The 25,220-nt window shown below is 67.8% G+C and carries 18 protein-coding genes and 1 pseudogene; 16 read left to right on the forward strand and 3 right to left on the reverse strand.

The genetic code is table 11. From position 1 onward, the window contains the following. Together AB0F68_RS33735 and AB0F68_RS33740 are read right to left on the reverse strand one after the other, a co-directional pair. Window positions 1-272 (reverse strand): annotated as a pseudogene (locus AB0F68_RS33735) (IS982 family transposase); the annotation flags it as partial. A gap of 647 nt (window positions 273-919) precedes the next feature. After that, complete coding sequence (locus tag AB0F68_RS33740; RefSeq protein ID WP_357345691.1) at window positions 920-2,104, reverse strand: sialidase family protein; 1,185 nt, start codon at window positions 2,102-2,104, stop codon at window positions 920-922. Window positions 2,105-3,020: 916 nt separating this feature from the next. Between AB0F68_RS33740 and AB0F68_RS33745 the strand changes: the two genes are divergently transcribed. From AB0F68_RS33745 to AB0F68_RS33805, 13 genes are all read left to right on the forward strand, one after another. Then, window positions 3,021-3,671, forward strand: a complete 651-nt coding sequence (locus tag AB0F68_RS33745) for a GntR family transcriptional regulator (RefSeq protein WP_357345693.1) — start codon at window positions 3,021-3,023, stop codon at window positions 3,669-3,671. A 7-nt stretch (window positions 3,672-3,678) separates the two neighbouring features. Beyond that, the gene (locus AB0F68_RS33750; protein ID WP_357345695.1) at window positions 3,679-4,644 is read left to right on the forward strand and encodes a tripartite tricarboxylate transporter substrate binding protein; all 966 of its coding nucleotides are present in this window, start codon (window positions 3,679-3,681) and stop codon (window positions 4,642-4,644) included. 62 nt (window positions 4,645-4,706) lie between these two features. Continuing rightward, window positions 4,707-5,123, forward strand: a complete 417-nt coding sequence (locus tag AB0F68_RS33755; protein WP_357345697.1) for a tripartite tricarboxylate transporter TctB family protein — start codon at window positions 4,707-4,709, stop codon at window positions 5,121-5,123. Then, on the forward strand, window positions 5,120-6,646 hold the full coding sequence (locus AB0F68_RS33760; protein ID WP_357345698.1) for a tripartite tricarboxylate transporter permease: 1,527 nt from the start codon (window positions 5,120-5,122) through the stop codon (window positions 6,644-6,646). The genes AB0F68_RS33755 and AB0F68_RS33760 overlap by 4 nt, the downstream gene beginning before the upstream one ends. Further along, window positions 6,643-7,668, forward strand: a complete 1,026-nt coding sequence (locus tag AB0F68_RS33765; RefSeq protein WP_357345700.1) for a sialidase family protein — start codon at window positions 6,643-6,645, stop codon at window positions 7,666-7,668. The genes AB0F68_RS33760 and AB0F68_RS33765 overlap by 4 nt, the downstream gene beginning before the upstream one ends. Then, window positions 7,665-8,543, forward strand: coding sequence for a dihydrodipicolinate synthase family protein (locus AB0F68_RS33770; RefSeq protein ID WP_357345702.1), 879 nt, complete (start codon window positions 7,665-7,667; stop codon window positions 8,541-8,543). The genes AB0F68_RS33765 and AB0F68_RS33770 overlap by 4 nt, the downstream gene beginning before the upstream one ends. 31 nt (window positions 8,544-8,574) lie before the next feature. Then, window positions 8,575-10,209: a fucose isomerase gene (locus AB0F68_RS33775; RefSeq protein WP_357345704.1), complete on the forward strand. Its 1,635-nt coding sequence runs from the start codon at window positions 8,575-8,577 to the stop codon at window positions 10,207-10,209. Window positions 10,210-10,364: 155 nt separating this feature from the next. Beyond that, entirely contained in the window at window positions 10,365-11,735 is a 1,371-nt protein-coding gene (locus AB0F68_RS33780; protein WP_357345706.1) for an FGGY-family carbohydrate kinase, read from the forward strand. 339 nt (window positions 11,736-12,074) lie between these two features. Continuing rightward, window positions 12,075-12,926, forward strand: a complete 852-nt coding sequence (locus tag AB0F68_RS33785; protein ID WP_357345708.1) for a hypothetical protein — start codon at window positions 12,075-12,077, stop codon at window positions 12,924-12,926. Between the two features lie 907 nt (window positions 12,927-13,833). Then, window positions 13,834-14,127 carry a hypothetical protein gene (locus tag AB0F68_RS33790; protein WP_357345710.1) on the forward strand — a complete coding sequence of 98 codons (294 nt, stop codon included), beginning with the start codon at window positions 13,834-13,836 and terminating at the stop codon, window positions 14,125-14,127. A 557-nt stretch (window positions 14,128-14,684) separates the two neighbouring features. After that, window positions 14,685-17,102, forward strand: a complete 2,418-nt coding sequence (locus tag AB0F68_RS33795; protein ID WP_357345712.1) for a glycosyl hydrolase — start codon at window positions 14,685-14,687, stop codon at window positions 17,100-17,102. A 9-nt stretch (window positions 17,103-17,111) separates the two neighbouring features. Beyond that, window positions 17,112-20,429 (forward strand): YCF48-related protein, encoded by a 3,318-nt coding sequence (locus tag AB0F68_RS33800; protein ID WP_357345714.1) that lies wholly within the window; start codon window positions 17,112-17,114, stop codon window positions 20,427-20,429. Between the two features lie 308 nt (window positions 20,430-20,737). After that, a complete protein-coding gene (locus AB0F68_RS33805) occupies window positions 20,738-21,427 on the forward strand; it encodes an IS6 family transposase (RefSeq protein ID WP_357345723.1) in 690 nt (229 codons plus the stop codon). Window positions 21,428-21,965: 538 nt separating this feature from the next. Here the strand turns inward: AB0F68_RS33805 and AB0F68_RS33810 are convergent. Then, window positions 21,966-22,658, reverse strand: a complete 693-nt coding sequence (locus AB0F68_RS33810; protein WP_357345716.1) for a hypothetical protein — start codon at window positions 22,656-22,658, stop codon at window positions 21,966-21,968. 155 nt (window positions 22,659-22,813) lie between these two features. Here AB0F68_RS33810 and AB0F68_RS33815 point away from each other — a divergent pair, with 155 nt between their 5' ends. The 3 genes from AB0F68_RS33815 to AB0F68_RS33825 are packed head-to-tail and all read left to right on the forward strand — an operon-like array spanning window position 22,814 to window position 24,660. Further along, on the forward strand, window positions 22,814-23,509 hold the full coding sequence (locus AB0F68_RS33815) for a histidine kinase dimerization/phosphoacceptor domain-containing protein (RefSeq protein WP_357345718.1): 696 nt from the start codon (window positions 22,814-22,816) through the stop codon (window positions 23,507-23,509). 15 nt (window positions 23,510-23,524) lie between these two features. Continuing rightward, window positions 23,525-24,013: an ATP-binding protein gene (locus AB0F68_RS33820; protein WP_357345720.1), complete on the forward strand. Its 489-nt coding sequence runs from the start codon at window positions 23,525-23,527 to the stop codon at window positions 24,011-24,013. After that, complete coding sequence (locus AB0F68_RS33825) at window positions 24,010-24,660, forward strand: response regulator transcription factor (RefSeq protein WP_357345721.1); 651 nt, start codon at window positions 24,010-24,012, stop codon at window positions 24,658-24,660. Before AB0F68_RS33820 ends, AB0F68_RS33825 begins: the two co-directional genes overlap by 4 nt. Window positions 24,661-25,220 lie beyond the last annotated feature (560 nt).

Here is a 25,220-nt window from a genome sequence, read left to right on the forward strand (position 1 = left end):
CCGAGTGTCCGTAGCCGCTTGTTGTACCCGGGCTGCTTCGGGATGTAGGGGAACAGGTGGGTCAGGCTCGCGCGAGCGTGACGGATCCAGCGCGCTTCCTTGTGGTAGCCGAGCAGGGCTTGCAGCACCGCGAGGGTGATCAGTTCGGCGTCGGTGATCTTCGGGGCGATCCCGACCGCGGGTCTCCATCGGTTGAGCTGGGGTGACGACTTCAACTCGTCGTCGATCTTCACGTACAGTGCGGTGGCGAGGGTGTCCCGATCGACGTGCACGTGGCCTCCATGGTCATCGTTGCTCAGCAACGTCGATCATGGACGCCCTCGTCTGTGTGCGCTGTCCCCGTATCCCTTGGAATAGATCGTCTAGCTCTCGGCAATCTGAGCAGGCGAAAATCACTGAGACGGCCCGCGTCGGCGGAGAGTCCCGGTGTCGGCACCGGCCCTCGGGGGGTCGATTCCGGCGAAGTCATCGCGCCGAATCGAACCACCCCTTAAGGCAACTCTTCTGCCGCCGACCGTGCGCGCTGCCTCAGGACATCGGTCACGCCGAGTGAACATCAGCCTCGGTGCTGTTCCTTGGCTCGTGTCGGTTGTCGTCTCGATCTTGCCGGCGCCGGCGTCCAGGGTTCCGTCGTATCGATGTGTGGCTCTGGTTGTGCCTGTGCCGGCGGCAGCGCGGATCCTGAGGACTGGAACTTCGATCCCACGGGGAACGCTGTGAGCAGGGCCTCCAGCTCGGTGACCTCTTCGGCCGACCCGAAGTAGTCAGCCTGGGCTTGCCCAGCGGAGCGCCAGGAGGCTGCTCCGTACCAACGACTGCTGTGGACCCGGCCGGTGGCCCCTACAGCCGGCTATCGCGGAGGTCATGGAGTACGGGCGCCGTTACGACGAAAGCGGGACGGCGCCCGTACTGCCGCCCGTTAGCGGGGCGTGTTCACGTAATGGCAAGCCGAGACGGTCTGCAACTCACCGTGGCGGTACTCAACCGCGACGGGCCGTGGGTCCGAAGGCAGATCGTTGCCGGCCCGCAGGAACTCCTCGTTGAAGACGAGGTGGCGCATGGACTGTCGCCTGTGGGTGTAGGCGAGGTGGACCATCCCGTCGCCTGTTTCCAACAAGTAGGGGTAGGAGAACTCTGCGCCGGCTTCGGATTCGACATCGACGTGGTTCGTCCACGTCTTGCCCTGGTCGGTAGACAGGGAGAGGCGAAGGATGTTCCTCCCAGTGGTGATGGGGTTGTAGGCCAGGACGAGGTCACCGTTGTCGAGCTTGAGCAACGCAACGCGCGCGTTGTTGTTCGGCAACTGCGTCCGTTCCGCGGGCGTCCAATGACGGCCGTAATCGAACGATTCGGTCTTGTAGATGGCCCCGTCCCGGGTACGCAGATAGGCCAGCAGATGTCCAGGGTCGAGTTCGACCGTGGCCGGCTGGATCGCCCCGTTAGGCGAGCGGGGCCAGTCTGCGTCATTGTCGGACGGGGTGGGCACCCAGGTGGAGTAGTTGTCGCTGGGGATATACCAGCCGGACGACCACCGCGCTTCGCTGTAAATGGGGACGATTACCTCGCCGTTGGACATCCGGAACGGCCGTGTGCCGAAGAGCCAGCCCCACTCTTGGCGGATCTGTTCGGGCGCTGACCAGGTAACGCCGTTGTCGTATGAGCGGATCAGCCGTAGGTCGGCTTCAGTCCATTCGTCCCCCCGAATCGTGGAGAAGAACAGGTACGTAGCCTTATCGTCCGCCCAAAGCACGGCGTTGCCGTCCGGCTGATCGGGCTCGTCGAAGATGACACGTGGCTTTGTCCATGTTTTCGACCCCACGGACAGGCGGCTCATATACGTGGCAACGTCAGTGGCCTTCTCGCGGGTGCCAGCGTAGAAGGAGTAAAGGAGGTCGCCGTTTGGTGCCTTTTGGAGGGATGCGACGTGCACCCCTGGGTAGTTCGGATCTTGTGGGTGGATGTCCTGGCGGCATGCGTAAGCGCGGAAGGCATCGCTTTGTCCTGGCGGTTCGGCTGCCCGGGCCGCCCCCGCCATCGGCAGCGCTAGCACGGCCGTAAGGCCGGGTACGACGACTCGGCGAAGCGTGGTGAGGCGTGTGAACACGGGATCTCCTTTGGACTAAGGCGTGCTGGATCGAATGGGGCAGCCCAGGTAGGAAGTAGCAGGCATGGGGCACCTTCCTTCAGAGAGGCTCAGCGATGACGAAGGACTTCCACGCGACGTCGCACAAACGCATGCGTCACCGGCGACATCTGCGAAGACGCGCTAGCGCTACCGGTACTTCCAGTCCGTCAGGCAAGGCTGCACTTGCACCGCTGCACGGACCTGACGCCAATGCACTTGGCAAGGGCGAGAGGCCCGTTGGGGTGGAGGCGGTCAAGGCCAGGGATTCGGTTCCCGCCGGGCGCCAACTCGTTGAACTATGCAGATCACGAAGGCTCCTCTCGTTAACTGTCGACTGTTAACAGACCATGTCATCGATGCTTCCCTGATGTCAACACCCCTCTATGAAGGACTCTGAGCGAGACCGGGTCCCATTTGGACGGGCTCGCAAACAGCCGAGCACGATCTACCGAGCGTCGATCGAGGCGGAGATCGCGGTGACCGGCAGCCCGATTCGAACGCACCCGAGACCCGGTTAGCGCAGCGCAACGGCCAGCGCCCATCACAGGGGCTGAGTGGTAGCAGGGCTGCCGCCTGCGGTGGCGTGGGCGCAGTCGCGGGGTGGCCAACCCTCCGGCCGTGCCACCCGCTTCGGGCTCGTGCGCGGTCCCCCGGGGCGGTCGTCCGCGAAAACCGCTCTGCTCAAGGTCTGTAGATGCGAGCGGTTCCGACCCCTCGGCTGACCGCGACCCCGCAGAACGCGTCGTACTTGCCCATGGGCCGGCATGCCGTCCGAGCGGCTCTTGAGAAGCGGGGGAGACTCGGTTCTTGTCAACCGTTGACCGTCCGCGAAACCGAGTGTTAACTGTTAACAGTTACCGGGAGGCTTGCAGTGTTAGACGTAAGACCGATCAGGGTGGAGTCGCTCGGGGAGAGGCTCGCCAACGAGCTGCGCCGCCGCATCATCGTGGGTGATCTACCTGCGGGCACACGGCTCGTGGAGGAGGATCTGGCCGAGTCGTTCCGGGTTAGCCGGGGCCCGGTCAGAGACGCCGTCAAGATCCTGCGCGCGGAAGGGCTGGTCACCGGCGCCGGCCGGAACGTCGTCACCCGCTCGCTCAGCGAGGCTGACATCGACGAGTTGATGGCCCTGCGAGAGTCTTTCGAGCTGCTCGCAGTTGAGCGAGCCATCGCCACCAGCCGCGATGACCTCGTCCGGGAACTGAAGGCGGCACTGGTCGACATGGACGCGGCGGCGGCGGACCGGGACTCGACCGCCTTCACCACCGCCGACATCCGCTTTCACAGCGCCTTCTTCCAGGCAGCTGGCCTGACCCGGCTCAGCGTCCTGTGGAACCAGTTCCGTCCCACGATCGAGGGCTTGCTGCACGCCTCCGGCAAGCGCATGGACGACCTTGCACCCTCGGCGCGGGAACACCACGACCTTGCGGAGCTCATCGCCGCAAGCAAGGTCGCCGAAGTCAAGGTCGAGTTGCACCGCCACCTGCAGACGACCTGCTCGCGGCTGCAGGCCGCAGTACCCCCATCACCCCCACCCAGAAAGTGACCTAGCGATGAGTTCAAGACTGGTCAAGATCGCCGCCCTGGCCGTCACAGGCAGCCTCGCGCTGGCCGCCTGCGCCAACCGTGGCGGTGAAGAGACCTCATCCGCCAACTACCCGAAGAAGGACCTCACACTCGTGGTCCATGCTGGAGCCGGAGGTGGGTCCGACTTGACCGCCCGCACTCTTGCCAAGGAGATGGAATCCGACCTCGGCAAGTCCATCGTGGTGGAGAACCGCACCGGTGGCGGTGGCCGCGTCGGCCTCACCTACCTCAAGGACCGACCTGCCGACGGCTACAGCATTGGCTTTATCCCGGTCGAGGTCGCCATGCTTGGGCACCAGGGAGCCGACATCAAGCCGGACCAGTACACCATTCTCGGCCAGGTCATGAACGCGCCCGCGACCCTCTCGGTGCCGGCGAACAGCCCCTACAAGACGTTCGAGGAGTTCATTGCCGCGGCCAAGGCCGCTCCCGGCACCATCACGGTGTCGAACTCCGGGGCCGGCGCCATCTGGGAGGCGGCCACCCTGGCGTTGGGGGACGCGACCGGCGTGACCTTCAAGCCGGTTCCCTATGACGGTGGTGCGCCGGCTGTGGCCGCTGGTGTGTCGGGCGAGGTGAAGGCCGTCATGGCGGGCGTGAGCGAGTCCGGGGCTGCAGCGAAGGACGGCCGCCTGCGGATCCTTGCCGTGATGGCGCCAGAGCGGGTTACCTCGCTGCCCGACGTCCCGACCGCGAAGGAACTGGGCGCAGACGTCGTCATCGGTGGTTGGGGCCTGATGGGCGCGCCGGCGAACTTGCCGGCTGAGGTAAAGCAGCGACTCGCTGACGCCGTGCACAAGGCGGCGTCCTCGTCGACCTTCAAGGATGTCATGTCCAAGGCCGGCAACAGCCCGATGGCGACCTCGCCCGACGAGGCCACCGCCTTCGCGCAGGCCGAGTTCGACCGCTTCGGCGAGATCTACAAGAAATGACTGACACCCAACCCGCCTCCGACGGTGACCGCACTGCTGTCTCGCCTTGGCGTGAGGCAGCGGTGGGTGCGGTCTTCCTGCTCCTCGGCGTCGTGATTCTCATCCTTGCCCGCTCGATCGAGTTGCCCGATCACGCTCTCGCTATCAGCCCCCGCATCTGGCCCGAGGCGTTGGGCATCGGGATCATCGCCCTGTCGGCAGTGCAGATCGTCAGCGCGTTCATCTCCGCACCCAAGACCGACGACGTGGAACCGGCCACGCGGGTTGGCGTACTGCGCGTGGGCGGCTTCGTGCTGGCCACCCTCGCGTTCGGCGTGCTCTGGTACTACATCCACTTCCTGGTGTCTGGAATGGTCTTCGTCGCCGCGCTGACCTGGATCGCCGGCGGTCGCGGGATCAAGGACCTCGTCCTCTTTCCCGCCGGCATCACGGTGGTGCTGTACGCCGTGTTCGCGATTCTCCTGAGAGTCCCGGTATGAACGCTCTCCTCGAGGGCTTCGGCGCCCTCTTCACCCTCCAGATCGGCTTGTGCGTCCTCGCCGGCGCGGCCATCGGCATGCTCGTCGGGGCCTTCCCCGGCATCAGCGCGACCATGGCTGTCGCTCTGGCCAGCGCCTTCACCCTGACCATGGATCCGCTGCCGGGACTGGCAGTGCTCCTGACGATCCTGGTCGCCGCACAGTTCGGCGACCGCATCCCGGCTATCCTCATCAACACCCCCGGCACCCCCGCTTCCATCGCAACGACCTTCGACGGCTACGCGCTCGCCCGTCAGGGCAAGGCCGGCATCGCGCTCACCGCCTCGGCATACGCCTCGGCCATCGGTGGACTGGTGGGCATCGCAGTCCTGATGGTCGCAGCCGTCCCGCTCAGCAACCTGGCGCTGGAGTTCGGCTCGCCGGAGATGTTCGCTCTGGTGGTCTTCGGCCTAACCATGATGATCGAGGTTTCGGGCGGAAAGATCGTCAAGGGCCTGATCGCCGGCCTCTTCGGCCTCGCCCTCGGCGCCATCGGCCGCGACCCGCTCGACGGCTCGGACCGCTTCACCTTCGGCATCGACCAGCTCGTCGACGGCATCCCGTTCATCGCCGTCATCATCGGCCTGTTCGGCATCACCGAGGTGTTCAGCCAGATGGTCGAACGCGCGCAGACCCATGGCAAGGCGGTGCGCAGCTTCGGGCGCTGGTGGCCGAACAAGGCCGAGAACAAGTCCATGATCAAGCCTGTCGCGGTGGGCTCCGTCGTCGGCACGATCGTCGGCATCCTGCCCGCCGCGGGCGGCGACATCGGCGGCATCGTCGCCTGGGACCAGGCGCGCAGGGTCTCCAAAGAGCCCGAACGCTTCGGCAAGGGATCACTGGAGGGGCTGACCGCAGCGGACTCGTCGTCGAACGCCGGCGTCGGCGGATCCGTCCTGACCACGCTCGCCCTCGGCGTGCCGGGCGACTCGGTCATGGCCGTCATGCTCGGCTCGATGATCATCTGGGGCATCCAACCAGGCCCCAGCCTCTTCTCCCAGCACCCCGACCTCGTGTACTCCATCTCCGGGATCCTGATCTTCGCGACGCTGTTGACCCTGGGCCTCAGCCTTCTGCGGATGCGGGGGGTGGCCAAGCTTATCGAGCTGCCGACCCGCTTCCTGTGGGTCGTCGTGGTGACGTTTTGCATCGTGGGGACGTACGCGGTCAACAACAGCGTCTTTGATGTCGGCCTCATGCTCCTGTTCGGCGTTATTGGCCTGCTCTTCCGCCGGTTCGGCATCCCCGCCGGTCCGATCGTGCTCGGTCTCATCCTCGGCCCCCTGGCCGAGCGGAACTTCCGTCGCTCCATGGAGCTCGGTGGTCTCGAGACCATCTACACCAGCCCCATCGCGGTCTTCCTCATCGTCGCCGCGATCCTGGCCCTCGCGGTGCCACGCATCCGCTCCCTGATGAAGGCTCGCCGTCGCCCTGCGCAGCAGGACTCGAGTGATCCGCGACAGCCTGCCGGAGTCGGCGGGTGATCGAGAAGCACTTCGTCGTCCGCGACGTGCCCGGCCAATGCCACGGCAGCACGGTGGGGCAGATCTCGGGCTCCTTCGTGGTCGCCTGGTTCCAGGGCGACCACGAGGGAGCGGCCAACTCGCACATCTGGGTGAGCCGCGGGTCCGATGACGAGTGGACTGTGCCTCTGGTGGTCAGCGGAGACCTGGCACCGTGCTGGAATCCGGTCCTCCACGTGCAGGGGTCCGGCGCCCTTCGGCTGTTCTGCAAGGTGGGAACGGCGATCTCGGCATGGCGCACGTTCCACACGATTTCGCTGGACGGGGGGAGCACGTGGTCGGCGCCGCAGCCGCTCGCCGGCGACGAGCCGGGGGGACGCGGACCGGTGCGGACGCCGCCCGTCCGCCTGCAATCCGGCCGGCTGCTCGCCGGCGCTTCCACCGAGGTCTGGGGAACGGAACCGCGGTGGGATTCTTTCGTCGACATCAGCGACGACGACGGCTGCTCGTGGCACCGCACCGAGGACATCGCGATCGACCACGACACGTTCCCCGGTGCCGGGATCATCCAGCCCGCGTTGTGGCAGGCCAGCAGCGGTCAGGTTCGACTTCTCGCCCGGAGCACGGCCGGGCGGCTGGTCTACTCGTCCAGCGACGACAACGGTGAGAGCTGGTCAGCCGGTGTTCTCAGCAGCGTCGCCAACAACAACTCCGGCGTCAGCGCCTGCGCCGTCGGCGAGACGGTTTACCTGGCCCACAACCCCGCTAGTGGCAACTGGGCGTCACGGGCGCCACTGCTGATCTCGCGGTCGACCGACGACGGTGCCTCCTGGCATGCCTGGGTAACTCTCGAGGAATCGGTGGAGGCCGCCACCAGCCAGGCTTACCAGCCAGCGGACTCCGGTGTCATTACGACCGGTTTCAACGAGTTCTCCTACCCGTGCCTCATCCGTACCCGCGACGGGCTCGCCGTCACCTACACCTGGCAGCGGCGCGGCATCGTGCTCGCCCTGCTGAACCCTACGAACCGGAGCAACACATGACCGCCTACCCCACCGCGAATCTCATCAGCGCCGTGACGACGCTCTTCGACCAGGAGGGCGCTCTCGACCTGGGAGCGACGAAGGCGGCCTACGAGCAACTGGCCGAGGCGCCGCTGGACGGCGTGTTCGTCGCCGGCACGACGGGCGAGTTCACCACCCTCACCGACGACGAGCGCCTGACTGTCTGCGCAGCCGCCAACGACGCCTTCGGCCCTGACCGGACATACTGGCACGTCGGCGCCGCGTCCGCCCGCCAGGCAGCAAGCCTCACCCAGGCGGCGGTGGACCGCGGCGCCCGTCGTCTCGCCGCGCTGACCCCGCACTACTACGCCGCGACTGAGACGGCCGTGTTGCGCTACTACGAGACCGTGGTCTCGCGGGCCCGAGAAGTCCCTGTCTACGGGTACCTCTTCGAAGCCCGGACGACCACGGCGGTACCCCCGGCCCTGCTCGCCCGCTTGGCCGAGACCGGCATCGCGGGAGTGAAGATCAGCGGTGAAGGCAGCCCCGTGATCGGCCAGTACCTCGCCGCGCTCGAGGGCCGGACGATCCCGGTCTACTCCGGCGCCGACTCCGAGTTCGCCGAGGTGGTCGACCTCGGCGCGGCCGGCGTGGTCTCCGGCGTCAGCTCCGCGCTCCCGGAACCTTTCCTCGACGTACGCGACGCGCTCCGCACGGGCGACACCGCCGCGCTGGCGCTCGCCAGGGAGCGTGCCCGGCGTGCCGTTGCCGCCACCCGGCAGGGCAACCTCGCCCACCTCAAGGCGGTCCTCGAACTGCGGGGTATCCCCGCCAGCGGCCTGCGCGCCCCGCTCGACCCGATCTCGCCCGAGGACCGTCGGACGCTCAAGGCCGACATCGCCGACCTGCTCTGACCCACCCGCCCACGCGCGAGAGGAGCCACCTGTGACCAGCTACACCCTTCCCATCCTGACCGAGGAAGCCACCGCCGAACCCGGCGTCGTCTACACCATCGCCAGCGGAGACCTGCGCCTCAGTGCGAACGTCACGTGCTGGCCGGTGCAGCGGCAGTTCGAGGCCGACCTGGGTAAGGCGGTCGCCTCCCTAGGCTGGCGCGTACGGCGCGCCCATCCGGTCGACGAGGAGGCCGGGCACGGATTCATCGCCAGTCAGCGACACGGCATCGAGGTGTTCCGGACGATCCCGCCGGAGGCACCGGTGATCGTCGCCGAGGCGGTGTGGCAGTACAGCCACCACGTCCTTGCCGGGCTGCGCACCCATGGTGGGCCGATCCTCGTCGTGGCGAACTGGAGCGGTCAATTCCCCGGCCTGGTCGGCCTGCTCGGCCTGACCGCGAGTCTGACCAAGGCGGGCGTCGCGCACTCCATCCTCTGGAGCGAGGACTTCACCGACGACTGGGCCCTCAAGGGACTCCGGACCTGGCTGGAGACCGGCACGCTCACCCATGACCAGAGCCACGTCCGGGACCTCCCGGAGCTCCCGGCCGCCCCGGAGGTGGAGCTGGGTCAAGCCCTCGCCGTGCAGCTCAAGCGCGAGAAGGCGATCATCGGCGTCTTCGACGAGGGCTGCATGGGTATGTACAACGCCATCATCGACGACGAGTTGTTGAACCCCCTGGGCGTCTTCAAGGAGCGGCTCTCGCAGAGCGCGCTCGTCGCGGAGATGGCCCGGGTAGGTGACGACGAGGCGCAGGCCGTCCGCGACTGGCTGGACGACGCCGGCATGACCTTCCACAGCGGCACGGACGAGGCGACCGAACTTACCGATGCCCAGCTGCTCAGCCAGTTCCGTATGTACATCGCGGCGCTGCGGCTTTCCGATGACTTCGGTCTGGACGCGGTGGGGATCCAGTACCAGCAGGGCTTGAAGGACACCGTACCGGCCAGCGACCTGGCCGAAGGGCTGCTCAACAACGCCGAGCGCCCGCCGGTGCTCAGCCGCGACGGCAAGCGCGAGCTGTACGCGGGCCAGCCTCTTCCCCACTTCAACGAGGTCGACGAGGGCGTCGCCGTCGATTCCCTCGTCACCAACCGCATCTGGAACGCCATGGGATTGAACCCGGCCACGACCCTGCACGACATCCGGTGGGGCGAGGAGTACGACGGCCAGTTCGTCTGGGTCATGGAGATCTCCGGTTCCGTCCCGGCCTCCCACAACGGCGGCTACGACAAGAGCTACAGCATGCGGCAGCCGCCGATGTACTTCCCCCTCGGCGGCGGGACCCTCAGCGGCGTGTCCAAGCCGGGCCAGATCGTCTGGTCCCGGGTCTTCATCATGGACGGAGCACTGCACGTCGACCTCGGCCGCGGCACCGTCGTTGAGCTGCCAGCGGAGGAGACCCAGCGCCGGCTCGACGCGACCACGCCGCAGTGGCCCATCATGCACGCCGTCCTGCACGGCGTCGGCCGCGACCAGCTGATGGCCCGACACAAGGCCAACCACCTCAACGTCGTCTACGCGCCCGACCCGCAGACCGCGGACAAGGCCCTGCTGACCAAGGCAGCCATGTTCGAGGCCCTTGACGTGGCCGTCCACCTCTGCGGGGACGTGCAGATCTGATGGGCCCCCTCCTGCTCGGCATCGATCTTGGCACCGGAAGCAGCAAGGGTATCCTCACCGATCCCGACGGCACGATGGTGGCAACCGCCGTCCGGCCACGGCAACAGTCGATGTCCATGCCACGGCCCGGCTGAGCTGAGGTCGACGCCGAGAACGTGTGGTGGCAGGACGTTACCTCCATCGCTTCCGAGCTGACGGCATACCAATCGCCGCCGTCTGCGTCAGCGGGTCCCTGCCTGGTCGTTTGCGACGAGCAGGACCGTCCCGTACGCCCGGCGATCCTCTACGGCATCGAAATGCGGGCGACCGCGGAGATCGAGGAGCTGACCCACCGGTACGGCGCGGACGAGGTGCTCGAGCGGTGCGCTACCCCGATTACGTCCCAGGCGGTCGGCCCGAAGGCCCTCTGGGCCCGCCGTCGAGAGCCCGAGGCCTGGGCGCGAGCCCGCCGCTGGTACGACTCCAGCTCTTTCATCGTCCGGCGGCTCACCGGCGAGTACGTCATCGACCACCACACGGCGAGCCAGTGCGAGCCGCTCTACGACATCCAGGCGCGCCAGTGGCACAAGCCCTGGTACGACGACATCTTCGGTGACCTGCCAGCGCCACGCCTGGCCCGGTCCACGGAAATCGTGGGTACGGTTACCGCGGCGGCGGCCGCGGCGATAGGCCTGGCGGAGGGCACCCCGGTTTGCGCGGGAACGGTCGATGCGCGGGCGGAGGCCTTCAGCGCCGGAGTCCGAGACCCCGGCGATCTGATGCTCATGTACGGCTCGACCATGTTCTTCGTTCAAGTCCTCCGGGACCTGGCCCGCCACTCGCAGTTGTGGAACAGGGCGGGTGTCGGACCGGACAGCTACTGCCTCGCCGCCGGCATGGCCACGTCCGGCAGCCTCACCAGCTGGGTGCAGGAACTCGCCGGCAACGTGCCGTTCGAGACACTGGTGCGGGAGGCGGCGCAGATCCCCGCCGGCTCCGACGCGCTGTTGCTGCTGCCGTACTTCGCCGGCGAGCGGACCCCCGTCTTCGACCCGGACGCCCGGGGCGTGGTCGCCGGACTAACGCTCCGGCACGGACGCGGGCACCTGTTCCGGGCGGTGTATGAGGGCATCGCCTTCGGCATCCGGCAGATCCTGGGGCTCCTCGACACCGAGGCGAACCCGGTGCGCCGGCTGGTCGCGGTGGGCGGGAGGACACAGGGCGGGCTGTGGACCCGGATCGTCAGCGACGTCACGGGGCGCCGGCAGGAGGTCCCGCAGGTCACCATCGGCGCCAGCTACGGCGACGCGCTCATGGCCGCCATCGGTAGCGGGCTCATGCCGCCCGCGACCGACTGGACCCGTCCCGGCGAGATCATCGAACCAGATCCCGCCGCGCGCAGTACCTACGACCCTCTGTTCCAGCAGTACACGTCGCTGTACCAAAACACCCGGGAGCAGGTGCACGGGCTGGCCCGACTGCAGCGGGCCGGTCCCGCCGCCCCCGCCAGACCGGGATCAGCGACGGCCGCGACCGGCACTGAATAGGTCTCGGGTGGGCCTGGCCGCCTGACGATTGCAATCACCGCAGATCGACCGTCCGGGCGGGGCGATCCGCCGCTGACGTCGATCGTGGACCGGGCGCCGATGCGGGAGCCGACCAGCCTGGTCGGCCCCCGCATCCCGTCTGCCGCCCCGAGGCCGAGCTTCCTTGAGGACGCCCCGCCCGGAAGCCATTGACATCGAAGGACCCCACTGGCAATCTACTGTTAACAGTAGACAGTTAACGAGGCCGTCCGCCGCCTACCTCCCTCACGGACGATTGTCTCGCCTTGATTTAGGCGACCGACGGACATCGTTGGCCGCAGCTGGTCCAAGGAGACCTCGGTGCCTAGATCCGGACCACAAAATGCCCTGATCGGCGCGCCGTCCTGCGCGCTCGCGCTGCCTCCCGCGCTCCAGGCCCTTGCGCCCACCCCAGCGGCCGCCGCGGCAGCGCAGGAGATCGTCCTTCCGCCGCCCCCGCCGAGTCTCGAGCGGCTGAGATACAACAATCCCAACCTGACAGTCGACCTCGGTGTCGGTCTGTGGGCCTGGCCGTTGCCGATGGACGTCAATGGCGACGGGGTGAATGACCTGCTCGTGAACTCGCCGGACGCACCATTCAACGGCGTCTGGTACTTCCAGAACACCGGCAGCAACACCGAGCCGCTGTTCGCCGAGCCGATGCGGCTGAGCGGAGGGAAACAGAACAGTCACTTCTCGCACGTGGACGGCAAGGTCTACGTGACGACACCGGGCCGGCTCTACCCGAACGTCAAGGAGACCGGGCTCACCGGCGGTGAGGCCATCCCGTTCGACGGTGTCGTGCGCGAGCCTGATTTGCCCGGAGGAAGCCTGCGTGGCGACCAATGGCACATGGTGGACTACGACGGCAACGTTGCGCTGGACATCGTCGTCGGCGTTGGCGACTGGAGCGAGTACGGCTCGCTGGGCGGCGCGGCGGATGCCTGGACCGACCAGGGTGAGTGGACGAACGAGCCGCTGCATGGCTACGTCTACCTGATCGAGAACCGGGGCACGACCCAACAGCCGGTCCACGCCGACCCGGTCACGATCCAAGCGGCCGGCAAGCCCATCGACGTCTACGATGCGCCCACACCCGTGGTCGCTGGACTCCCTCGCTCCCAAACCCGCCCCATTGTCTGGTCCGCCTGCCTGACTAGCGTAGGGGAATAGTGACAGTGACTGGTCGCCCGGCCGAGCCAAGCTTGCAGAGGTTCCGCGCCCGTATGGACCGCATTGGCCGGGACGGGCTGGCGGGATGACACGGCTCCCCCTCCTGGTCCTGTCCGCTGCCGCTGGGTGTGGCTTGTGGCTGCTACTTAATGCCGAGGCCGCGCATGCGGATCCGTCGCCAGCAGCCGTCAGGGCGGCCGTGGATCGCGCCGGGCAGGGCGGCCGCGCAAACGCGCAGGGTCGCAAGGGGCACGGCGGCCAGGCAGGCACGGACCTGCGTGTAAACCTGGACGAAATGCGGGCCAGGCCGCGGAGTATCGGGGCACCGATGCTCAAGCCGTTAAAGGGCAAGCCGCCCAAGCCGCCAGAGGGCAAGCGGCCCAAGCCACCAAAGGTCGTCAGGTCGCGGGCAACAGGGACGCAACGCCGCCACGACGACCAGCACGCGAAGCTCCTCGTAGCGCCGGTCGCGGTACTGCCGGAGTCTTCCAATGGCGGCTCGGGCTGGGCCCCCATCGTGGTGCCGACGGCGGCCGACGGAACGCCCGCTGCGCGTGCGTCGCCGGACATGTCCCATGCGGGGCGTGGGGGCCGTTCGAAGTCACGCCGCGTCACCGGATCCTCTCGGCCGGGTTCCCAGCCTTCGGAGCCTTCCCAGCCCCCGGTGCGACAGTTCAGCGTCACTGTCACCGTCACCGTCGCTACCGCCGCGACCGGAAGCGAGCTCACCGCTCACATTCGGGCGAGCGCCGTCCTCGACTACGCCGGGCCTGGTCCTGAAGCCCGTGGATGGGCCACCCCGCCAAGAAACGAGCGGGCCAGCGGACGCTCAGTCCAACGTGCGCCCCCACCACCGCGCTGCGCTCCTGATCACGGTCAGTCCCATCGAGATGATCAGGAGATCGACATGCTGAAAGCAGTCATCTACCTCCCTGAGGGGCCGGACATGCGGCGCTGGGAGCGCATGTGCTTGAACTGGTGCAGCATCCACGACTACGAGCTCGTCGGTCTGGTCCGGGACAACCACGACCAGACCCGCTGGCAGGAGGTGCAGAGGATGATGGTCCACGGCCGGGCCGAAGTCGTCGTGGTCGCCAGCTACCGACACCTCCCGCAGAACGCCGTGCCGCGAGTTGAGGCAGCCTCCCGCGCGATGTCGGTGGTTAGTCCAGAGCACGACGATCTGAACACCGACGATTAGCGAAGGCGGCGGCACCCCCGGAGCGAGCGGCGGCAGCTCCGGGGGCGCTTCTTCAGAGTTGAGCGCAGCGAACGAATCCATAGCCGGGCCTCCATCGACGCCGCCCACCCTCCGACCATCGTCGCCGCCGAGGCGGACGCGCCCCCGCTGACGGCGCCCGTGCGCCCCGACCCTGTGTCGACCTCGGCCACGGCAGGCGGGCCGACCGCGCGGTCATCCAACACCGCCTTCCAACATCGCCCTCCAACCCTCGCGCGGCTGACGATTACCCCCGTACAGAGGAGGCCTCATCGGTCGAACGGCCGATGTCGCCGGTCAGACTTCCGAGCACCTCAGGAAATCGAATGACGGTGATGTCAGCACCCCGCGCGTAACGTTTCATTCTTGTTGATCGATTGACCCGCCCGGTAATTGATCATTGCGGGTCGATGCCCCAACAGGCCCAGCCTCTGCTGGGCCACTAGGCCCTCGATTGGGAACTGCGCATGGGCCGGCGAGGTGCATTTCCGAGACGGACGAGCGGGGTGAGGGGAATGAGACAAAGGATCGCGGTCCTCGTGGCGGCTGTTGTGCTGGCTGCCGTCGGGGCTGCAGCACCGTCCACGTTGGCAGGCGCAGCCGACGCGGACGATCCGAACAACATCGTCGCATGCGACGCCGACGACCCGGACTTCGGGACGAACTGCGAGGAGGCGGGGGAGGAGGACGAGTCGGAGCTGCGCGACGTCTATCTCGACTCCCGGCAGGTACCGGGCGACGTCATCACGACCGGCGACCTCGAACTGGCCGCGCAGCAGGCCGCGGCGATTCCACCGGAGCTGCACGGGCTCGCCGACCCGAACTGGTCCCTCGTCGGGCCGTCGAACGTCGGCGGCCGGGTATCCGATATCGCGCCTGACCCGACGCAGCCAGGCCGCGTCTACGTGGGCGTGTCCACGGCAGGTGTCTGGCGCAGCGACGACGCCGGCGTCAACATGACCAATGCGTGGCCGGATGATTTCCCGCATTCGATCGGCGCGGTGACAGTCGCGCCGAACGGCGACGTCTGGGTCGGGACGGGCGAAGTCAACCCCGGCGGCGGCAGCCTGAGCTACGGCGGCGATGGGCTCTACCGGTCGACCGACCACGGTGCCACCTGGACCCGCACCGGGCTGCAGGGGTCCAGCACCATCGGCGCGATCCGCTTCAACCCGCAGAACCCGAACATCGTGTACGTCGCGGCCGGCGGCTCGCTGTTCGCGCCTGGCGGTGTACGTGGGCTGTACAAGTCGACGGACTACGGCGCGACCTGGACCCGGGTCCTGCAAGGCCTCAACGATTTCACGGGCGCTACCGACATCGCCATGGATCCGACCAACCCGGACAAGCTCTTCGTGCCGATGTGGGACCACCACCGCGAGTCGCTGTGCCGCTGCTACGCCGGACCGGGCACTGGCATCTATCTCTCCACCGATGGTGGCGCCACCTGGACCCGGTTGGAGAACGACCGCATCGCCTCGTTCACCCCTGGCGACACGATCGGGTTCGCGTCGAGTGACAACCAAACGACGACAGCGCAGGCCCGGATGGCGGTCGCGATCGCGCCGAGTGACCCGAACCGCGTCTACATCACGACCGGCAACTGGAACCAGACCGCAAGCGGTGGGGGACAGACGCAACGCGGCTTCCGTGGGTTCTACCGTTCCGACGACGGCGGGGCGACGTTCCGCACGATGACGAACGCCAGCCCGGGCGGCGACACGGTGTGGACGTCGAAGACCTGGGTCGACCCAGCTAACCCTGACCGGCTGTTCATCGCCGGTGTCAGCCTGCGGCTGTCCCAGAACGGCGGGTCCACCTGGGCTAACGTCGGCAACCTTCACGCCGACCACCATGCGATGGCCTGGGACCCGACAACGCCGAGCCGAGCCTACGAGGGCAACGACGGCGGTTTCTACTGGTCGGTCGAAAACGGCGCCAGCGCAACCTGGACCGAGGCGTTGAACGAGCCCTGGACCCAGTTCTACACCACCGACGTCAGCGAGCAGGACCCCGACCGGATCGTCGGGGGCGCCCAGGACAACGGCTGCCTCCGCTCGTGGAACTCGGCTGGCGTCGTCACGGGAGACTGGGGGTCGTACGGCGGGTGCGGCGACGGCCTCTACACGCTGATCGACCCGAGCGACCACAACTTCGTGTACGCGTGCTCGCAGTTCGGCAACTGCTCGCGCTCGGTGAACGCGGGGAACAACAGCTCGAGTTTCACCAACCAGACCGTCTCGCAGCGCCGCAACTGGCAGACGCCAGTCCAGCTAGACCCGAATGACCCGGCGGTCGTCTACTACGGCGGCAACATTCTTAACCGGTCGACCAACCGGGCACAGACAGGGTCCTGGTCGGTGATCAGCCCGAGCCTCAGCAACCCGAATTCGAGCACCGACCCGTCGTACCCGTTCGGCACGATCACCACGGTGGCCGCGGCCCCGTCCAACCCGAACGTCATCTACGCCGGCACGGACGATGGCTGGCTGTGGGGCAGCAAGGACCTCGGCCGGACCTGGACCCGCTTCACCGACCCTGACCTGCCGGATCGTTGGGTCACCCGGGTGGCCATCGACCCGAGGGACGCGAACGTGGCGTACGTGACGTACTCCGGGCTGCGAAACGCCGACAACGACGCCCACGTCCTTCGAACCACGGACGGCGGCGCCAACTGGGCCGACATCAGCGGCAACCTGTCGATGGCGCCCACTCAGGACATCGTCATTGACCCGCTCAACCGCAACCGGGTCTTCGTCGCCACTGACCTCGGCGTCTTCACCGCGAACGTGGCCAAGGCGAACAGCCAAAACCCGAACGTGCGGTGGTACCACCTCGGGCGGGGCCTGCCCCGGGTTCCGGTCAACGACCTCGAATACCAGGCGTCGACCAACACGCTCTACGCGGCGACCTACGGGCGCAGCATGTGGAAGCTGCAGCTCGATCGGAATGACTGACGTCCGGATGTGCGACCACCCGGCGATTACCACACGACCAGGGCAAAGCATCGCCATCGACATCCGCGTCACACCCAGGGGGACTACCTCATGACTGAATCCGCAGATCAGCGAGCGGGAAATCCATCCGAACTATTGCGCGCCGATGGAAAGCTGCAGCCCGCGTGGCCACGGCGAGCCATGACCGCGTTCCTCGCGCTACTGCTGGCCGTCGCCGGGCTCGGAACCGCGACCGGCCCGGCCGCCGCGTCGGGTAAGAAACTCGTCGATCCCGGCCTCTACGAGTCGCTGCAGTGGCGCAACATCGGCCCGACGACGGGCGGCCGATCGATCGCCGTGGCGGGCAGCACCGCCCGCCCGAACGAGTACTACTTCGGTGCCACGGGCGGTGGCTTGTGGAAGACCACCGACGGCGGTGCGAACTGGTCACCGGTCACCGACGGCCAGATCACGAGCGCCTCGGTCGGCGCGATCGAGGTCTGCCCCACCAATCCCGACATCGTCTACATCGGCATGGGCGAAGTGGAATTCCGTGGCGATGTGCTGCCTGGTGACGGTGTCTACAAGAGCACCGACGGCGGTGCGACCTGGAAGCACATGGGCCTCACCGACGCCCAGATGATTGGCCGCGTCCGAGTGGATCCGACCAACTGTGACCGGGTGTTCGTCGCCGCGCTTGGCCACGGGTTCGGCCCCAACACCGAGCGCGGCGTGTTCCGCTCCACTGATGGCGGCGAGACCTGGCAGCGGACCCTCTACCGCGACGACCTCACCGGCGCGGTGGACCTGTCGATCGATCCGTCAAACCCGCAGGTGATGTACGCCGCGCTGTGGCACGCCTACCGCAAGCCGTGGCTGCTCAACAGCGGCGGTGATTCGAGTGGCCTGTTCAAGTCCACCGATGGCGGAAGCACCTGGACCGAGCTGACCAACAGCCCGGGCCTACCGGACGGTCCGCTGGGCAAGATCGGCGTCAGCGTCTCCGGTGCCGACTCCAACCGGGTCTACGCCGTCATCGAAGCGGCCAACGGTGGGATGTTCCGGTCCGACGACGCCGGCGCCACCTGGCAACTGGTCGACGACAGCGCGAACCTACGCCAGCGAGCGTTCTACTACACCCGCATCTACGCCGACCCGGCGAACCGTGACCGAGTCTACGTCCTCAACACCTCCTTCTACCGCTCGGACAACGCCGGTGCGGCCTGGCAGACGATCTCCACACCGCACGGCGACAACCACGACCTGTGGATCGACCCGAACAACAACCGCAGGATGATCGAGGCCAACGACGGCGGCGCGAACGTCTCGACCAACGGCGGCGCAAACTGGACCGCCCAGGACTACCAGACGGCCCAGATGTACCACGTCGCTACGACAAACAACGACCCCTACCAGGTGTGCGGCGCCCAGCAGGACCGGTCGACCGTCTGCGTGTCCAGCACCGGAGGCACCGACAACTTCACCGTAGGTGGCGGCGAGAGCAGCTACGTCGCCGTGGATCCCCAGGACTCCAACGTCTTCTACGCCGGCAACTACGGCGGTAACCTCACCCGACTCGACCGCAGCGGCCTCAGCGGGATCGGCTCGCGCCGCATCGACGTCTGGCCGGACAACCCCATGGGCTCTCCGGCCAAGGACATCAAGGAGCGGTTCCAGTGGACGTACCCAATCATGACGAACCCGGCGGAGCCGGACGCGGTGTTCGTTGGTTCCCAGTACGTCTACAAGAGCACCAACAGCGGGCAGAGTTGGCAGCGGATCAGCCCGGACCTCACCTACGCCGACCCGGAGACCCTCGGTGACTCCGGCGGGCCGATCACCAAGGACCAGACCAGCGTCGAGTACTTCGCGACGGTCTTCTCGATCGCGCCGTCCACCCGTGACCCCAAGGTCATCTGGACGGGCTCAGACGATGGCCTGGTGCACGTCACCCGGCAGGGCGGTGCGCCCGGGCCACGGCCGGAGGCGTGGCGCAATGTCACGCCGCCAGGGCTGGAGAAGTACAGCACCGTCAGCATGATCGACGCCGGGCACCACAACACCGACACGGCATACGTGTCCGCTCACCGGTACCGGCTGGACGACTCCCGGCCGTACATCTACCGGACGCATTCCTGGGGAGCTTCCTGGGAGAAGATCACGAACGGCATCGCCGACGACGACTGGATCTACGCCGTGCGGGAGGACCCCGAGCGCAAGGGGCTGCTGTACGCCGCCGCCGAGCACGGCGTGTACGTGTCGTTCAATGACGGGGACAACTGGCAGCCCCTGTCGCTCAACCTGCCGGACATCCCGGTGACCGACCTCACGGTGAAGAACGGCGACCTGGTGATCGCCACCCACGGCCGCAGCTTCTGGGTGCTCGACGACGGCGCCACACTGCTGCGTCAGCTGACCCCGAAGACGACGCCGGACGACATCGCCGAGTTCGAGCAAACGGTGCCTCAGGTGACGCCACTGCCGTCGGTGAGCCCGCCGCCCGCGGTGATCCCGTCGACGAACACCGCGCCAGACCAGGAAAACGACCTGGCGATCCTCAAGGACCCGAACAACCCGGTCCGCGGGGTGAGCAGCAACGCCACGGTCAGCTACACGATCAAACAACCGGTCGCATCGGCCACAATGTCATTCCTCGACGCACAGGGAGAGGTGATCCAGACCGTCAACCTGCCGACCACCGCGGGCACCCGCACCCAAAACTGGAACCTGCGGTACCCGGGTTCGACAAGCTTCCCCGGTCTCATCTACTGGTCGGCGAACTCGACCGGCGCGCAAGCGCCAGTCGGCACGCACGGTGTCCGGCTCACCGTGAACGGGCAGTCTCTGGACCAAAGCTTCGAAATCCTCCGGGACTCTCGGCTCACCCAGGTCAGCGACGCCGATCTGCTCGCACAGTTCAAACTGGCGAAGGAAGCCGTCGACCGCACCAGCGACGCGAACAACGGCGTCATCGCGATTCGTGACTGCTCCGGCCAGATCGCTGGCCGGATCGAGCAGGCTGGCGACGACGCCGTCACGACGGCCGGGCACAGGCTCCAGGACGCCCTGTCCGTTGTGGAAAACGAGCTGTACCAGACCCGCCTTCGCAGCGGACAAGACCCGCTCAACTTCCCGATCAAGCTGAACAACAAGATCGCCGGGCTGCGCGGCGTCATCGAGAGCACGCAGAGCCCGCCGACGGACCAGAGCTACGAGGTCCTGGCGGAGCTGTCCGGCCAACTCCAGAAGCAGCTCGACCAGCTCGACGAAATCGTCGCGGCCGACGTGCCCAGCTTCAACCAGGTGCTCCAGTCGAAGGGTCTCCAGCCGATCACCTGCGCGGCCTGAAACCCCTGTCGGTAAGAGAAGTCAGAGGAGTCTCGGCACGCCGAGACTCCTCTGACACTTCCGGCTAGATTCCGCTGACGCGCAGCGGTGGCAGCACCAACCGTCGAGGGAACCGGACACAGCTCGCCGGCCCTTGTGCAGATCGTTGCCGGCCAGTGCATTTGCGCAGCTGACGCTTGGCGTCCTTTGCTGCCCCCTACCCGCCCGGATCAAGTAGCCCAGGCCGACCAGTGGCTCCGTTGCGTTGAGTGTTGGCATGATCGAGGCAGGCTGGAGCAGTGAAGTCGTTGACCCGCTCTCGGCCGTGGCTGCCTCCGAAGTCGGCGTTCGCCGGGTGCCGGTTCCCGCCGGAGGTAATCGTCGTCGCGGTGCGCTGGTATCTGCGCTTCAACCTGTCCTACCGGGACGCTGAGGAGCTGCTCGCCGAGCGCGGCGTCGAGGTCGATCACGTCACCGTGTTCCGGTGGGTCCAGCGGGTCACCCCGCTGCTGGCTGACGCCGCCCGATTCTGCCGCCATTCACCGGGCGACCGGTGGCACGTTGATGAGACGTACGTCAAGGTGAACGGGTTGTGGCGGTACGTGTATCGGGCGGTCGACCAGTACGGGCAGGTCATCGACGTGCTGGTCTCGGCCCGCCGCGACGCCGACGCGGCCCGGCGGTTCTTCCGACGCGCGCTGTCCACGCTGAAGGTGACGCCCAACGAGGTGGTCACGGATGCCGCGCCGGTCTACCCCGGCGTGCTGGATGAGCTGATCCCGCAGGCATGGCACCACGTCGAGCAACACGCGAACAACCCGATAGAAGCCGATCACAGCCAGCTCAAACACCGGTTGAGACCGATGCGCGGGCTACGAACCGACAAGACAGCACAGGTCATCATCGCCGGACACGCGTTCATGCAGAACCTGCGTCGCGGACACTACGAACTCGCCGTTGAAACCCCGCCGGCAACGCGGGTGCCTGCGGCGTTCGCCGCCCTCGCCCTGGCGATCTGACCTCGGACCGACACGGGTTCAACGTGTCCGTCGATCCCACAACGCAACGGCACCAGATCACCACCCGGAACTGCTGGTATCGGTAAGGACGGGCGCGAACCGAGCGCGACGGGGTGGACTCTTCGGGTCGAGCTTGCAATGCATAGACGACTATCTGTCTACGGAGCGCCGACCACCGCAGCCACGACGAGCAGGACGCGGCTATCGTCGTCCCTGATGGATGTGACCCCGCGGGACCTCGACGCCCTGTCTGGTGGCGCCGGTCACTGGGCCGATGTCGACCCTGCCGGGGGCGACGCCGTCTGCACCCCCGAAGGCTGGCCTGCTGCCAGCCGGTCGCGACGCCCGTTTCGCCGGTCGCGGCCAGCGGGCCGGCCAGACCCGCCGGGACGCCTTCCGTCGCAGCTGACCGGCCCAGGCCCTAGGCTCGGGGTCTGGCTGGCCGGCTGCCTTGTTGCGGGCGCTCGGCTGAGCGACATGTCTGTGAGACATATGTATGTCTGGCAGACATGTCGCTCCCCGGCGTGACCCCCCCGAGTCAGGCGTCTGCGGTCGCCCGGGTTGCCGTCCCTGCCGGCGCGGAGACCGGGCGCGACCGCTCGACGCCGAGCGCCAGGCCGGTGAACCCGGCCACCATCAGCACGCTCACCGCGACCTTGAGCGGGACCCCCTCGGTGACCAGGTCCAGAACCTGCCCGGCGGTGAGGACCAGCGGCACCCAGAGCGCCACCAGCCGGGCCCGCCACGCGCCGAAGGCGAGTACCAGGAGGCCGACGAGCCAGCCGAGCAGCCACACCGCGAACGAGGCCATCACGAACGGGTCCCCGTCGAGAGCGTTCGTCACCGGCCGGGCGGCGTCGGCGTCGACCCCGCCGCCGGCCAGGGCCCCGAAGAAGGCGTTGTAGTGCCAGAGGTGGACGGTGGAGAAGTAGAGCCCGAGCAGGGCGAGCGCGCCGCCGATGGTGGCCGCGACCGGCTTCCGCCCGCCCAGCACGGCAGCCAGCCCGAGCGTCGCCGGCAGCAACACCAGGTGGGCCAGGGCGAACAGGACGGTCTCCACCCGCCACGCGCCGACATTACCGGCGGCCACCGCCACGTTGCCGGCGCTGTCCGACACGGCGTCCGGGAACATCACCCAGTAGAAGGCGTTCGCGGCGCCGTAGAGCAGGCCGCCTGTGAGCAGGGCGGCCGCCGTGAGACGCCCCATCCGCCGTCCGGTCCCGTCATCCATCAGAATCTCCCTCCAAGAAGCTGTGCGAGGGACGCTAGGAGCCGGGCCCGGCCAGGTCGTCGGCCGCGAAGTTGATCCCCGGGTGGAGTTCCGGCCGTCGCCGCTACACCCGTGGGTGGACGCGGAACTCCGCTCGCCGTGGATACCCTTCCGGCATGTCACCCGGCCTCCACCTTCGGGCCCGGTGGCGGGAGGTGGCCACCACGCTCGCCGGTGTCGCGTTGCTCGCGTTCGGCCTGGCCGAGCTTTACGTCCCGCTGGCCGGCTACGTGGAGGGGCAGGGGCCGGACCTCGCCGCGCTCTCCGCCGGCTGGCTCGCCGTGCTCACCGTGCTGCTGGTGGGCTACGCCCTCGCGGTGGCAGGCTGCACGTCGTACCCCCGGGCGGCCGCCGTCCTCGCCGGCGCCTGCTTCGCCGCGCAGAGTTTCACGCCCGTGCTGCCGGAGTGGCCGGTCGTGCCGCTGCTGGCGCTGCTCGCCGCCTGCTTCGGCTGTGTCGCCGTCGGCGGCCGGGCCGCGCCAACGGTCGCCGCGGTCAGCTACTTCGTCCCGCTCGGTATCGAGAACGCGATGGCCGGCGACTCCGACTGGGTGTTCATCCTGTTCGTCGGGCTCGCTGTGTTCGGCCCTGGGTACGCGGTGCGGATGCGGCGGGCACAGGCGGCCCGGCTGGTCGCGCTGGCCGCCGAGCGGGAGGCCGCCGCCCGGACGGACGAGCGGCTGCGGGTGGCCCGGGAACTGCACGACATCGTCTCGCACGGTGTCTCGGTGATGGTGCTGCAGGCCGGAGCGGCGCAGGCCGTGCTCGACTCGGACGCGGCGCAGGCCCGCGCGTCGCTCGACGCGGTTTAGGACGTCGGACGCGAGGTGGTCACCGAGCTGCGGCGGCTGCTCGTGATCCTCCGCGGCGCGGAGGCGGTCCCGGAAGGGTTGCCGTCGCTGCGGCGGATCGATCCGTTGACCGCCGGGGTGCGCCTTGCCGGCGGGCAGGTCGACGTGGCCGTCACGGGTGACCTCGGCACGATTCCCGCGGCTGCCGATGTGAGCGGGTACCGGATTCTCCAGGAGGCGCTGACCAACACCGCCCGGCACGCCCCGGGCTCGACCGTCCGCGTCTCGATCGAGGTGGCCGGCGACGTCCTTCGGCTGCACGTGGTCGACGACGGAGCGCGGCCGGCTCGGCGGAACACCGGCACCGGCCACGGTCTGACCGGCATCCGGGAGCGGGCAGAGCTGTTCGGCGGCACGGTCAGCGTTGGTCCGGGTCCGCACGGCGGCTTCGAAGTACGGGTCGAGCTGCCCTTCGACGCCGAGGCGTCCGCCGCCCCGCTCTCCCCGACGGGAGTCGCCGGGTGACCCGCATCCTCATCGCCGACGACGAGGCGCTGGTGCGCGGCGGCCTTCGCATGATCCTCACGGCACAGCCCGACATCGAGGTCATCGCCGACGCGGCCGACGGCGAGGAGGCCGTGCTGCTCGCGGCCCGGTGCGTGCCCGACGTGGTGTTGATGGACATCCACATGGCACCCACCGACGGGATCGCCGCAACCGAGCGGATCCTGGCCGTGCGCAATGAGACCCGGATCATCATGCTGACCACCTTCGACCTCGACGAGTACGTCTACCGGGCGCTCCGGGCCGGCGCCTCCGGGTTCATGCTCAAGACCACACCGCCTCGGGAGCTGGCCGAGGCGGTGCGGACAGCGGCCCGGGGCGACGCCCTGCTCGCCCCGTCGATCACCCGCCGGCTGATCGACCACTACACCGCGACGGCTTCGGTGGCCGGCAACCCGGGCCTGGCGGAGCTGACCGTCCGGGAAACCGAGGTACTGCGGATGATGGCCCTCGGCCTGTCCAACGGCGAGATCGCCAGCGAGCTCTTCGTCGGAGAGGCGACCGTGAAGACGCACGTGAACCGCATCTTCGCCAAGCTCGGGGTGCGGGACCGGGTGCAGGCGGTCGTGCTGGCGTACCAGAGCGGGGTGGCCCAGCTCCGGCGGTAGCGGGTGCCGCCGTCAGCCGATCAGCGGGCGGAAGGTGCCGAGCGCGACGCTGACCGTCAGCGGCGGTGGCTTCTGGTACGGCTGCGTCCGAGCTCAAGCGGCTCGTACCGGTCGAGACCGGTGGGGCGCCGGAGCCGTCAATATGATCGATGGCGAAGACCCACCGGTAGTCGTGGAGCCGGGCCGATGCGGAGAGCCGCAGGGTCTCTCGCTCCTCGACCGTGACGTCTAGGTCGCGGCCGTCGAAGTACGGCTCCTTGTCGCTCATTAGCGCCCTTGGTGGCGTATCGAGGTCGAGTCCTACCGCGCGCGCCGGCGGGTCGCCTCCGCAGGACGTCCGCAGCTCAGTGCCGGCGAGGTTCGGGGTTGTCTCCAGCCGTGCCACGCGGACGTCCGGGATCTGAGTGGGACGTTGCAGCCGGCCGGTGAAAACGATTTCGATGGTGATAGTGCCGATGGGACTAACTTGATCTTTAACCTGTTCGGCGTGGGCGGGGATTCGTGGTCTTCGTTTTCGTGGTGCCGGATTTGTTGGTCTTCTTGGTGGTTGCGATGTGGAC

The sequence above is a fragment of the Micromonospora sp. NPDC023966 genome (genome assembly GCF_040639095.1).
In the GTDB taxonomy this organism is placed as follows: domain Bacteria; phylum Actinomycetota; class Actinomycetes; order Mycobacteriales; family Micromonosporaceae; genus Micromonospora.

Bases quoted from the DNA above. Each gene is read 5' to 3' on its own strand.
- AB0F68_RS33750 (WP_357345695.1), top strand. From the start codon at position 3,679: ATGAGTTCAAGACTGGTCAAGATCGCCGCCCTGGCCGTCACAGGCAGC.
- AB0F68_RS33760 (WP_357345698.1), top strand. From the start codon at position 5,120: ATGAACGCTCTCCTCGAGGGCTTCGGCGCCCTCTTCACCCTCCAGATC.
- AB0F68_RS33770 (WP_357345702.1), top strand. From the start codon at position 7,665: ATGACCGCCTACCCCACCGCGAATCTCATCAGCGCCGTGACGACGCTC.
- AB0F68_RS33790 (WP_357345710.1), top strand. From the start codon at position 13,834: ATGCTGAAAGCAGTCATCTACCTCCCTGAGGGGCCGGACATGCGGCGC.
- AB0F68_RS33810 (WP_357345716.1), bottom strand. From the start codon at position 22,658: ATGGATGACGGGACCGGACGGCGGATGGGGCGTCTCACGGCGGCCGCC.
- AB0F68_RS33815 (WP_357345718.1), top strand. From the start codon at position 22,814: ATGTCACCCGGCCTCCACCTTCGGGCCCGGTGGCGGGAGGTGGCCACC.